10 protein-coding genes and 1 pseudogene are annotated in these 11,571 nt (G+C 51.7%); 4 read left to right on the top strand and 7 right to left on the bottom strand.

All coding sequences use genetic code 11. The annotated features are described in order from the left end of the window. Positions 1-181 (top strand): annotated as a pseudogene (locus tag POG22_RS12910) (RNA-guided endonuclease TnpB family protein); the annotation flags it as partial. Here POG22_RS12910 and dapB read toward each other — a convergent pair. The 4 genes from dapB to POG22_RS12890 form a co-directional block, all read right to left on the bottom strand. Beyond that, positions 135-962, bottom strand: coding sequence for a 4-hydroxy-tetrahydrodipicolinate reductase (dapB, locus tag POG22_RS12905; protein ID WP_498905693.1), 828 nt, complete (start codon positions 960-962; stop codon positions 135-137). The pseudogene POG22_RS12910 and the gene dapB overlap by 47 nt on opposite strands. Before the next feature lie 257 nt (positions 963-1,219). Continuing rightward, on the bottom strand, positions 1,220-1,759 hold the full coding sequence (locus POG22_RS12900) for a PEP-CTERM sorting domain-containing protein (protein ID WP_498905691.1): 540 nt from the start codon (positions 1,757-1,759) through the stop codon (positions 1,220-1,222). A 519-nt stretch (positions 1,760-2,278) separates the two neighbouring features. Next, positions 2,279-2,836, bottom strand: coding sequence for a late competence development ComFB family protein (locus tag POG22_RS12895; protein ID WP_017662417.1), 558 nt, complete (start codon positions 2,834-2,836; stop codon positions 2,279-2,281). A 212-nt stretch (positions 2,837-3,048) separates the two neighbouring features. Next, on the bottom strand, positions 3,049-3,942 hold the full coding sequence (locus tag POG22_RS12890) for a M23 family metallopeptidase (RefSeq protein WP_498905690.1): 894 nt from the start codon (positions 3,940-3,942) through the stop codon (positions 3,049-3,051). Positions 3,943-4,022: 80 nt separating this feature from the next. Here POG22_RS12890 and POG22_RS12885 point away from each other — a divergent pair, with 80 nt between their 5' ends. Continuing rightward, a complete protein-coding gene (locus tag POG22_RS12885) occupies positions 4,023-6,308 on the top strand; it encodes a cation:proton antiporter domain-containing protein (RefSeq protein WP_498905689.1) in 2,286 nt (761 codons plus the stop codon). Positions 6,309-6,319: 11 nt separating this feature from the next. On the opposite strand, the gene POG22_RS12880 is transcribed toward POG22_RS12885, so the two are convergent. Then, positions 6,320-7,027 (bottom strand): actin-binding WH2 domain-containing protein, encoded by a 708-nt coding sequence (locus POG22_RS12880; protein WP_498905687.1) that lies wholly within the window; start codon positions 7,025-7,027, stop codon positions 6,320-6,322. A gap of 12 nt (positions 7,028-7,039) precedes the next feature. Next, positions 7,040-7,927: a right-handed parallel beta-helix repeat-containing protein gene (locus POG22_RS12875; RefSeq protein WP_498905686.1), complete on the bottom strand. Its 888-nt coding sequence runs from the start codon at positions 7,925-7,927 to the stop codon at positions 7,040-7,042. Between the two features lie 77 nt (positions 7,928-8,004). Between POG22_RS12875 and POG22_RS12870 the strand changes: the two genes are divergently transcribed. Then, complete coding sequence (locus tag POG22_RS12870; RefSeq protein WP_498905684.1) at positions 8,005-8,988, top strand: succinate dehydrogenase/fumarate reductase iron-sulfur subunit; 984 nt, start codon at positions 8,005-8,007, stop codon at positions 8,986-8,988. 204 nt (positions 8,989-9,192) lie between these two features. Here the strand turns inward: POG22_RS12870 and POG22_RS12865 are convergent, their stop codons facing one another. After that, positions 9,193-9,876 carry a Uma2 family endonuclease gene (locus tag POG22_RS12865; protein ID WP_498905682.1) on the bottom strand — a complete coding sequence of 228 codons (684 nt, stop codon included), beginning with the start codon at positions 9,874-9,876 and terminating at the stop codon, positions 9,193-9,195. Positions 9,877-10,443: 567 nt separating this feature from the next. Between POG22_RS12865 and POG22_RS12860 the strand changes: the two genes are divergently transcribed. Continuing rightward, positions 10,444-11,541, top strand: a complete 1,098-nt coding sequence (locus POG22_RS12860) for a hypothetical protein (protein WP_498905681.1) — start codon at positions 10,444-10,446, stop codon at positions 11,539-11,541. Positions 11,542-11,571: the final 30 nt, after the last annotated feature.

The raw sequence follows: 11,571 nt of genomic DNA, 5'->3' as shown, positions 1-11,571 counted from the left end.
CGAAAATGCCTGTGGAGTCGAGGCGACGGGGGATCGGGTCACTGATTCTAGTTGGCTGGCTGTGAAGCAGGAAATCTTTGGGGCGACCCAAGGAATCTCCCTGCATACCCGGAACGGGTTGCTGGGAGAGGATGTCAAAAAATCTTCTCCAGACCGTAAACGAGAGATTTCAGTTCGGTGACTTTACGGATGGCGAGCAAAACGCCGGGCATATAGCACGCGCGATCGGTAGTATCGTGACGCAGGGTGTAGATTTGTCCCGGTGCGCCGAAAATAATTTCTTGGTGGGCGATGAGACCCGGCAGGCGTACGCTGTGGATGCGGATGTTTTCTGAGCCAGTGCTACCTCGCGCTCCGGCGAGTTTTTCTTCCTCGTTAACGATCGGTTGATTGTAGGTTTTGCCGAGTTCGCCGAGCATTTGAGCGGTTTTGATGGCGGTTCCGCTGGGTGCATCAGCTTTTTGGTTGTGATGCAGTTCGATAATTTCGACGTGATCGAAGTATTTCGAGGCTTGAATCGCCGCTTGCTGCATGAGGACGACGCCGATGGAGAAGTTGGGGACGACGAGACATCCCGTACTGGCTTTTTCGGCGAACTCCGTGAGGTCTTGCAGTTGTTCGGGACTCAATCCCGTGGTGCCGACGACGGGACGAACGCCGTAGGCGATCGCCGCTCTGACGTTATCGTAGACGCCCGAAGGATGGGTAAAATCGACCATGACGCCCTGTTGCTGCTCTTGGGTGGCCATGACGAGGGTGCTTTGCAAGTCAGTTAAAACGGGGACTTCGAGGGGTCCGCATCCGGCCACTTCTCCGATATCCCGACCGGCGACTTCGGGGTTGGTATCGATCGCCCCGAGAAGCATCATGTCGTCGGCTTGTGCCACGGCTTTCACGACTTCGCGCCCCATTTTTCCGGCAGCACCGTTAATCACGACAGGGATGGGAGATTGACTGGCCATAACCTCAGCTCGATCGCAGTTTATACAAGTTTCTAGAATACCAGGCATTTGAAGGGTGCATCTCACTTTGGCGATCGGAACCTCACCCATCTTCCCTGCGAATTGGGGAGGTGCTGGACGTTCGACGAGGCGCGGAGGGATCGTGCTACGAAATTGAAATGTACCCGCATTGAAAACAAAGCCGCCCACTTCTTCTGAAGTCGGCGGTCTGGCGAGACCTATGATGCACTGACACACGAAAAAGGATCGGTTCGAGATTAGTGACGGCGACGACGAATCGCTCCGAAGGCGACTGCAGCGAGTCCGAACACCATCGCCGGTTCGGGAACTGATTCCGCCGGAGGGTTGCTGGGGGTTCCGCGACCGTAAACGCTCACGTGAGAGACATCTTTGGAGAACGGACTCGTCCAATTTCCCGAAGTCTGCGAACCATCGAGCAAGTAGCCCGTCAAGAAGGTATCGTTCCCACTTTTAAATACGAGCATCACGTCTTCGTAATCGCCAAACGTGCTGCCGATATCCCAGCTTCCGCTTTGACCGCCAGTTTCGTCTTTGCTCACAAAGCTCCAGTCTGTTTTTCCGAAGAAGCTTTCTGCGTTGACAGTTATCGGATCGGTGTTGAGATAGTCTTGGTCTGCCGTATCGCTGACTTCGCACAGCGACGCACCGTTAACGACATCTTTGATGCTGACATCACAAGAAACAGTACCGGCCGAGGCTGCCTGGGGTGTTGCGATCGCACCGACTCCGAACGCTACGATACCAGAGGTAACTGAAAGTAAAAATTTACGATTCATCTGGGTTTCTTCCTCTTATCCATTGAGTTTGACAACTCGAGTTACCTGCGGTCTAACGCCTCAGTCTCGAGGGTTGGCGTAGATGTACCCCGAACTTCTATCGTTTCTAGAACGGCCCGACGCCGATCTCGTTCGCCTTTCTATATGTTCAGTATGACCGACCAAATTTAGTTGGTAAATACAAAGGTAGTCAATTTTACACAAACCTCATACAGCTTGAAATTGACTTTGTGAAACCTTCAAATTCCTTGCTATCCGAGCATTTTAATGTTGTTTTTCTCTGTGAATTCCCCGAACGGTCTTCCGTAAAATTACGTAATTCTTTCTTCAAAGGGTGAAGTGACTGTTTGGAATACCGAAGGGATTGACTCAACCAACGGTTGGCGATCGCTCAGCGAGAGTCGAAAAGACCCCCAGCATTCTTAAAATACCGGGGGTTTGGTGTAGGGCGATCGTGGGGAAATCGTCAATCCAACTGCACGATCGACAACTAGGAATCGGATAAAAATGCAGAGAATCCTAAGATTCGTTCGCTTTATCTTCGGCTGCCTCGATATTCTGAGCGTAAGCTTCTAACAACGTACTCACTTGCGAGAGAACCTCTCTAGGATCGGTTTTGCCGAGGAGTTGTCGCTCTGGGAAGAAGTCTGGATGCGCCAAGTTTTGCTGAATCGCGTCGCTGACTTGTTTCGCAATTAAATCTAACAGTTGTTCTCTAGCCCGGGCCCGTTGGAAATTCGCACCTTCCTCAGTCGTGGCGTAAAGAGGCGGGAGTCGGTTGAGGGCGTAGGCGGCGATATCTCCCACATCGAGCGTCCTATCTGTCGTGGCTTCGATTTCGGCCACCTTGGCGATCGTTTCCGAGAGAACCAACTCTTCCATCACGTTGATAAACTGCTTGCGAGGCAGTACCACCACGTCCCCGGTTAACAAGGCTCCCATCAAGCGATCGAGCGCCATGTACTCCTCGATCGACAGTTCGGAGGCCGTGTTACAGATTCGTCCCACCTCCGCTTCCATGACGGGCGTGAGATAACCATCTGCCAGCGCCTGTTCGACAATTTTGACAATACTCATAGCCTGTTCGTTGTGGATTACATCGATGTTGACGTCTCCGGCTCAGTCGGTAGATGGGTGCGACGCGGGAGATCGCAAAAAGACATTCCGGGTGGGTGAGAAACTCTGAAATTATACTGCGTTCGTCAGCGCGATCGAAACGGCGTTTCATCGTATAACGGTGAGGTTTTGACTTCCGAGCGCAACTTCAGGTTTCGATTTCCCTCGAGCGACTACTTCAATCCCAATCGTTGCCAAGGATAAGGATCGACCGATTCGCCGCGAACGTAAAGCCCCCAATGCAAGTGCGGCCCGGTCGAAATCCCCGTCGAACCCACTCCCCCGATGGCCTGGCCGGCTTCTACCATCTGTCCTTCTCGAACGTCAATTCGACTCAAGTGCAGATAAATTGTCGTAACCCCCTGACCGTGATCGATGCCCACGGTGTTTCCGTGTAACTCGAATCCTTGCCCGACGCGGCCGACGAGGGCAACTCGTCCGCTGGCGGCGGCTCTGACTGGCGCTCCCGTGGCGGCGGCGTAATCGATACCGCGATGGTAGTAATCCCCCGCCCACTCTCCGTTGTAGTAGCGGCGCACGCCGTACACGGTCGTCACCGGTCCGTCGCTCGGATGCAGAAACGGCCCGGTCCAAAAGCGATCGGGCGTGACGAGTTGTTTGAACGCATCGACGCGATCGAACTCGTAATCCGTCCCTACAATCGCGTTGGTTTCAGCAGAGAGCCAAATTTCTTGAATCGGAAAATCGCGATCGCCCACGTTCACCGACACCGTTTCCACCGTTCCGTCGCCGCTGACTTGCAACCGACGCATCCCCGGACGTTCCAACGGTGTCGTCGGTAAAAACGCCCGATAGCGGTTCGTTCCCACCGCAAAGGTTTCGTACCGCCGTCCGCCCGTCGTAACTGTCGGTGCAGTCCCGTCGGAACCGTCGGTTTCCACCAACACTGACAACGTATCGCCCAAGCGGGGATTGTCGGGAACGACGCGCACCTCCAACGCTGCCGCAGGAGAGGTCAGCGACGCTAGCGCTACCGTCGCCCCTGTCACTACCGAAGCGAAAAATCCACAGGGAGGGTAAAAACTGAAGGTTCGATCGCAGGTCATGATTAACGTCTTCGCCTACCGCCAAAACTAGCTATCCTGATTTTGAAAGCTTAACACTTTTCCTTTTTCTCCTTTCGCCCGTGCAAGAAGACTTCCGCCTGATTTTAGATTTAGTTACCGTCCTAGCTGCGGCCGCCGCTGGCGGTTTGCTGGCGTCCCTGTTGCGCCAACCCGTTCTGTTGGGATATCTCCTCGGCGGTGTCGCCATCGGTCCGGCTGGCTTGGGTTGGATTAAAGAACTCGTCCAGGTCGAAACCCTCGCCCAGTTTGGCGTGGCGTTTTTGCTGTTTGCCTTGGGCGTGGAATTTTCTCTGACCGAACTGCAAAAAGTCCGAGGTATCGCCCTCGGTGGCGGTGCGTTGCAAATTTTCCTAACCATCGCCGTCGCCACGGCGATCCTTCCCCTCGTCGGTTGGGCGGACGATCCCGTCCAAGGCATCTTTTTAGGGGCGACCCTCTCCTTATCTTCTACAGCGGTCGTCCTCAAAACCCTGATGGAACGCAACCAAGCCGAAACTCCCCACGGTCAAGTGATGTTGGGAATTCTCGTCGTGCAAGATTTAGCCCTAGGGCTGATGCTGGCGGTACTTCCGGCGTTGAACGCGTCCCCCGAAGAGTTAGGACTGACGGTCGGTTGGGCGTTGCTGAAAATTCTCGCGTTCGGTCTGGCGGCGGTGGCGGCGGCGCGATGGGCGATTCCGCCGCTGTTGCGGTTTTTGGCGCGGCGAGAGAGCGACGAACTGTTTTTGTTAGGAGTCGTCGCGTTGTGTTTGGGCATCGCTATTTTGACCGATCGCCTGGGATTTTCCATCGAAATGGGGGCGTTCGTGGCGGGATTGACCATTTCTGAAGTCGAATATGCCGACCAAACCTTAACCTACGTCGAACCGCTGCGGGATGTGTTTGCGGCTCTATTTTTCGTGGCGGTGGGAACCCTCATCGACCCGCTGTTTCTTTGGGAACATCTCGATTCGATTTTGGGCTTCGTGGCCTTGGCGGTACTGGGAAAATCCCTCATTGTGATTCCGGTGGTGCGTCTGTTCGGTTACGACCTGAAAACCTCGATTTTGGTGGGGTTGGGCTTGGCGCAGATCGGAGAGTTTTCGTTCGTTTTGGCCAGTAAGGGGCAAACGATGGGGTTGGTGTCCGAGTCGGTGTACTTGTCCATTGCGGGAACGACTGCTCTGACGCTGGTGCTGACGCCGTTTATTTTGCAGGGCGTTCCGCTGCTGTTGAACTGGATGGAATCGCAACCGGCACTTCAGCCCTATTTTGAGGGAACGTCCACGCCGCATATCGAACCGGAAGATAGCGTTCTCGAGGGTCACGTGGTGGTGTGTGGATACGGTAACGTGGGGCGAAATTTGGTGGGGCGATTGCGAGAAACTCCCAACTGTCCGGTTTTGGCGATCGATCGCTCGGAAGCGGCGATCGCGCAAGCACGAACTGACGGAATTGCCTATTTGTACGGGAACGCGTCGAGTTTGCGGGTGTTGGACGCGGCGGAACTCGATCGCGCCCGGACGATGGCGATCGCGCTTCCCGATGCCATGAGTACGCGGCTGTGTGTGAAGCGGGCGTTGGAACTCGCCCCAGACCTCGATATCGTGGTGCAGGCGAACCAGGTACGAGATATCGAACTGCTGTATCAACTGGGGGCGAAAGAGGTGGTACAGCCGGAGTTCGAGGGCAGTTTGGAACTGTTATCGCACCTGCTGGCGGCGTTGGGACTCTCGCCGTTTCGCATTCAACGGGAAGTCGAACAGATTCGCAACAGTCACTATTTGGAATTGCGTCCGCAACGGGAACCCGATCGCGTGGCGCGGGAGTTGCAGGTGGCGGCGCAGGAGTTGAACAGTCGCTGGCTGTCGTTACCAACAGGATCGCCGCTGGCGGGAATGACGCTGGAACAGACGAACCTGCGACAGCTTACAGGGATTACGCTGATGGCGATTCAGCGGCAAGATGGGGAGGAAATCGACTATCCCGACGCGACGATGGTGTTGTTGCCCAAGGATCGCTTGTTGGTGGTGGGAGAGGATGGGGAGTTGGCGGCGTTTCAGCAATTGGCGACGGGTGAGGTGGCGGTTCCCGACAACCGCCCCGCCTGTTTGTGGTTGGAAGTCCCCGAACATAGTCTTGCGGTCGATCGCACGTTGGCGGAGTTGGATTGGCGTCGTCGGTTTCGGGTACAGGTGCGATCGATTCGACGAGAAGGGCGGTTCGTTCGGTTTCCTCACGGGGAAACGCACGTGCGATCGGGCGATCGCCTGTTGTTGTGTGGAAAAAAAGAGCAGATCGATCGCCTGCGTGAGTGGACGATGTCCGCCGAGTCGGTAGAGGAAGAAATCGTTTCGGAAAGTTGAGATTTCGGGCGTTACAAACCCATTAAGTTACCGATCGCTTGCAGTACGCTTTGGTAAAAGTTCCCTTCAAGTTGTCGGAACAGTTGAAACGGTTCCCCAGGAGCGCCGAAAAACGGACGCAACGTCCAACCGAGTTGGCTGCCGACAAAGGCAAACAAAAACAACCAAGCTTGCAAGAGATTCTTACGGTTTTTATGACCGTCTACGTCGTCTTGATGGGACATCATTTGCATCCCTTGGTAGAGGAAGAAAACGCCGACAAATCCCGTCAAGCCGAAGATGGCAACGTTCAACAGAATGAAGAAGCTATAGTCGGGAGCGGTGATGAGAAAAAACAGGGTGACTGGGGCAAAACTAAAGAGTAAAATACTGATGGAGGCAATGGCGGCGCTGAGGACGGCGAGGTGTTGGGCAATACTTTTTCGGGAGCCAAACAGCACGTTAAAAAAGTAAAGTGTGGGAAAACAAACGATCGCCGTCATTAGGTATAAAATTGGAACTTTTACGGCTGACGAAATGGTTTGCATCCAGGTGCTAAAAGAGCCAATAATTGCTCCGTAAACCGCAAAAAAAATCGAACTCGAAAAGAGTAACGCCGTAATTTTATATTTGACTTGTTTGCCTTGGGCGATTTCTGCCATGAACCCTACGCGATCGCGCAGGAGGCTCATGAGTACGGCGAAGTAGCCTTCAACGGACTGGTGTTTTTGAATCGTCATATTTGACCTCAGTTAGGGCATATCGACAAAGCTGTTGTTGACGAATTCGGTATTGTCAATTCGAGCGATCGCGTCGGGATTCATGGCGAATTGGTTGACAGCGTTGTTCTCGAACTTGCAGCTTTCAATGGCAATGGCGTTTTCCAAGTTGGCATCGAACATCGCCGAATATTCGTCAGAAACGGTATTATCGTTAAACTCACATCCGTTAAATTCAATTCCGGAAGAATCGGGAGCGTAAATCAGAGTAAATTTTTGGTTGTAGGAAAACTCGCAATCGATAAATTGACTGTTAGTAACGGAGATTAACGAGGCAATACCGTAGGTACAATGACGAACGCTCGTGTTTCGGGCGATGAAGTTTTGCGTGTTTCGGCACACAAAACCGTAGGAACCGCTGCCGAACAAGTTGCTGTTTTGGATTTCAACAGTGTTGCAACCGGCTAAACCGAAGACACCACCACTGCAATATCCCGAATCGGGAAAATGTCCGAGTTCTAAATTGTCTAAAACGACGTTTTGAGCGTTAATCAAGCTGAGGACAGTGGCGTAGCGAGGACGCACCAGCAACCGGGGCGATCGCTCTCCCAATCCGACGATTTTTAAGTTTTCAACCCCGTAAATATGGAATTGTTCGCCGTCGTGAACTGGCTCGAAATTGACGGCATCACTGGCGTAGCTGCGATCGACGGTGGTTAAATCGTAACTGCCGGGATTGACGAAAATCGTGCGGTTAGACCCGATCGCTTCGATGAAGGCTTCAGCGGTACTCACGTAAATCTCAGCGGAATCGTCCGCCGCGATACTGCGCCGTTGCGTCGCCAACGCCAGCGAACCTACCGCCGCCGCACTCCAGCCTAAAAACCTCCGCCGACTCGTCAAGCGTTGAATTTGTCTCATCCGTGTCTCCTCACCCGGCAATGGCTGCCTAAAATAGTTACCAAACCCGATCGAACCCATTCCAGAAACTGCGCCCCATGCAAGTTGAATTTCACATCGTCCGACAAACACGCGATCGCGCCCCTCGCATCCAACGCTACACCCTGGACGTAGAACCGAGCGACACGATTCTAACCTGTCTCAATCGCATCAAGTGGGAACAAGACGGAAGCCTCGCTTTTCGTAAAAACTGCCGCAATACCATCTGTGGCAGTTGTTCGATGCGAATTAACGGACGTTCCGCCCTCGCCTGTAAAGAAAACGTCGGAAGCGAACTCAAACGGGTGGAAACGACAAACGGGAATTCTTCGGCGATCGCGATCGCGCCGATGGGAAATATGCCCGTAATTAAAGATCTCGTGGTGGATATGAAGCGATTTTGGGACGATCTCGACGCGATCGATCCCTACGTGAGCAGCAACGCACGAAACATCCCCGAACGGGAGTTTCTGCAATCTCCAGAAGAACGGGAAAAGTTCGACAGTAGCGGCAACTGTATCCTTTGCGGGGCTTGTTATTCCGAATGTAACGCCTTGGAAGTGAACGAGGAATTCGTCGGCCCTCACGCCTTAGCCAAAGCCCAGCGGATGCTGTTCGACTCCCGCGACGATCGCACCGAGGAACGGTTGGAGAGTTACAACAATACGAGTTCCGGCGTGTGGGGCTGTACCCGCTGTTACTACTGTAATTCAGTTTGTCCGATGGAAGTCGCGCCCCTCGATCGCATCGGTGAAGTGAAAGGAAAAATTCTCGAAAAGAGCGATTCTCAAACCAGTACCGCCGTGCGTCACCGTAAAGTCCTGATCGAGTTAGTGCGCGAGGGAGGGTGGATTGACGAACGCAAATTCGGCGTGCAAGTGGTGGGGAACTACTTCCGCGACATCAAAGGCTTGTTGAGTATTGCACCGTTGGGGTTGCGACTGCTCGTCTCCGGTAAACTTCCCCTAGGATTCGAGGCGTCGGAGGGAACCGAGGAAGTTCGCGGTATCGTCGATCGCGTCCGCCAAGAGATTCGGGGGTGAAGACAGTCACCTTTTACAGTGAGCAGCGAACAGTGAGCAGTGAACAGTGTTTCAGTCACCAGTCACCAGTCACCAGTCGCCAGTGAAGACAGGGAACGGGGAACGGGGAACGGTTAATAGTTTCTCCCCCTCTCCCCCTCTCCCCCTCTCCCTCTCCCTCCAAAAACCGATCCAGTAGACGCGAAGAACGTCACCTTGTCAGGACTAAACTTCCGGTTCGATTCCTGCGGCGCGGAGTTGTGCGGCGAGACGTTCGGCGCGTTCGATCGACCACAGCAACAAGTTATCTTCCTCGTTCCACCAACGCAACCAAAAACCGCTGCGACTTTCTCGGGTTCCTTCCCACACGCCGAGGAACGATCCCATTTCTTCAATCCAGTGGCGTCCAGCGTCGTTGGCGGGTTGAAGTTGGTAGTTTCCCGCTACGTCGAGGCGATAAAGTTCTAAGTTTCCCGTGTCGGGGTTGAAGATGGCGTAGTTGGGAACTTTCAGCACTTGTTCGTAGAAAAACCACTTTCCGGGGGGATAGGTGGGTTTGCTGGAATATTCCTTTCCGTCGGTGTCGGAGAGGAATTCAACCACGATGACGGGGATGTCCCCTTGGAGTTGCGGCGTGTAGCTGCGGGCGATGTCGGAACGGGGAACGCGGATGTTGGGGACGAACGCCCAATCGGGGGCTTTGATGACGAGTTTTCCGTTGACGGTGGCGCAGATGCCGTAGTTGCTGGGGGTGAGGGTAGTTTCGCTGAGGCGTCCCGCCACTTGCAGGCTGTCGGTGAGGGCGGCGGCGAGGGCGGGTTGGTAGAGGTTGTCCACGGGATCGTCTGGGAGATCGTAGTCGTCGGGGAGGGGTTCCCAGGTGATTTGGAGTTCGGCGGTGGCAACCATAGGGTTTTGGGAGGTTTGGGGTTCTGTGTCTAGGATACGGGATCTCGAAATGTAACGTTTTGCAACTTTGCCGTAAAAAGTGGGGGAAAAGTGACGAGAGATTAAGGAGGGTCGATCGCCACTCACGCTGTACTCGCGGATGAAGATGATTTATGGGATTCATTAGGTTCTCAAAGAAAATATGTAAATCTTAATCGAAATTCAACTAAAGATTGAAAAATTTGATCTTTTTAAAAAGTCTGTTTTGTAGCAAATAAAACTATCCGTAAAAATACAGTAGTTATAAAAAATGTAAAAAATCAAAAATGAGGTTCGACTTAAAGAGATCGATGTTAAAATATTTGGGAAATAAAATATCTCACCACTGTCTCTAACGTCATTTTTCTTCGTGGGAAGAGATACACATTCTTGAGTAATATTCAAGAATGGATTTGGCTATGGTGATGTTAGCTGCTGAAGCTGAATTTGAAATAAGCTTAGATTGGTTTGCTGATAACTTTTTTAGTTTTACCAATTCTTTGCTGTGATTAAAAGACAAGCTACAGAAAGTCAAGCGAGCAAAAAAAGATGAGTTCTGCTGAAAAAAAATCTAATAACTCACCCGAAAATTTGAGGGATCGAATTTTAAAGAATCTCAACAACACACCGGGCAAAACGTTATCAGAACTTGCATCAACAACCCAAGAGTCTGATGAGAATTTACGCGTGATTCTGGAAGAACTCAAGCAAGAGCAGATTGTTTGTACAGACAGCCCTAACCCAAATAAAGATTTAGTTTATAGGCTGTGCAATAACCAGAAAGATACTACAAAGAATCAAGAAGCAGTCGGACTAAAATCAGAAAAAACTAATTGGCTTGAGTTAGCTCCAAGTATCAAAATAGCAACAATTCTTTGGTCGATCGTTGTTGTGGTTGTGATTTTACCCCTCATCGGTCAATTTTTTATTGCTAAATCATTTCAGTCTGAGCTTGCTAGAGATCGCAGCAAAAATTTAGAAGGAATTGAAACGGTTGATGCAAGTAAAACGCCTGAAGTGGATTGGGTTGCCTACGAACAAATAATTCGTGCCAAACTTCAACACGCTCGAGAAGAAGCCAAAGTTTACGCTTCTTCCGAACTCGAAAAATGGGGAGACGATCTCGTTTCAGCGGTAGACAATAATTTTCTTGACTGGTATTTCGGCTATTTTAACCAGAAAGCAATCGAGTATAAAGGTTTTTTCACTGGAATTAATGCACATATCCAAAAGTGGCTCGATCCCAACAGCAAAAATCCTGAAGAGCGAATTGCAGAAGAAATCACGGAGGAGTTTCAAGTCGAATTTGCAAAACGGGTTTTACGTCCAAGCATTTCTCAAATGCGTTTAAACCGGATTGCTGAACAAACATCAAAAAAATACATAAAAACTTTAAAACAAGACCTCAACAACATTCCATACGAAACTGGAATTTCCAGGCTCGAATGGCAAAAATATCTCCGAGATACCTCAGTTGATATTCCCGATGTTGAAGGAAATATTGTTAGTTTTCCTCTCATGCGCGTGACAACAGCCGGGTGCATCTCAGTTTTGCAAAAACATCAGTTTTGGGTGGCAAAATTCCCGATTAGCATTTCCCGTATAAGATCCCCGGCATCTTGGAGATGCCGGGGATCTGGAAATTGAGTGCGCCCAATTCGATGAATTTACATAATT

Source organism: Geitlerinema sp. CS-897 (genome assembly GCF_028368005.1).
Lineage (GTDB): Bacteria > Cyanobacteriota > Cyanobacteriia > Cyanobacteriales > Geitlerinemataceae > Baaleninema > Baaleninema simplex.
This window is presented reverse-complemented; position numbering and strand designations above follow the sequence as displayed.

What these genes read in the sequence shown, in the direction of transcription:
- dapB (WP_498905693.1), bottom strand. Translation starts at nt 962, where the DNA reads ATGGCCAGTCAATCTCCCATCCCTGTCGTGATTAACGGTGCTGCCGGA.
- POG22_RS12900 (WP_498905691.1), bottom strand. Translation starts at nt 1,759, where the DNA reads ATGAATCGTAAATTTTTACTTTCAGTTACCTCTGGTATCGTAGCGTTC.
- POG22_RS12895 (WP_017662417.1), bottom strand. Translation starts at nt 2,836, where the DNA reads ATGAGTATTGTCAAAATTGTCGAACAGGCGCTGGCAGATGGTTATCTC.
- POG22_RS12890 (WP_498905690.1), bottom strand. Translation starts at nt 3,942, where the DNA reads ATGACCTGCGATCGAACCTTCAGTTTTTACCCTCCCTGTGGATTTTTC.
- POG22_RS12880 (WP_498905687.1), bottom strand. Translation starts at nt 7,027, where the DNA reads ATGACGATTCAAAAACACCAGTCCGTTGAAGGCTACTTCGCCGTACTC.
- POG22_RS12875 (WP_498905686.1), bottom strand. Translation starts at nt 7,927, where the DNA reads ATGAGACAAATTCAACGCTTGACGAGTCGGCGGAGGTTTTTAGGCTGG.
- POG22_RS12870 (WP_498905684.1), top strand. Translation starts at nt 8,005, where the DNA reads ATGCAAGTTGAATTTCACATCGTCCGACAAACACGCGATCGCGCCCCT.
- POG22_RS12865 (WP_498905682.1), bottom strand. Translation starts at nt 9,876, where the DNA reads ATGGTTGCCACCGCCGAACTCCAAATCACCTGGGAACCCCTCCCCGAC.
- POG22_RS12860 (WP_498905681.1), top strand. Translation starts at nt 10,444, where the DNA reads ATGAGTTCTGCTGAAAAAAAATCTAATAACTCACCCGAAAATTTGAGG.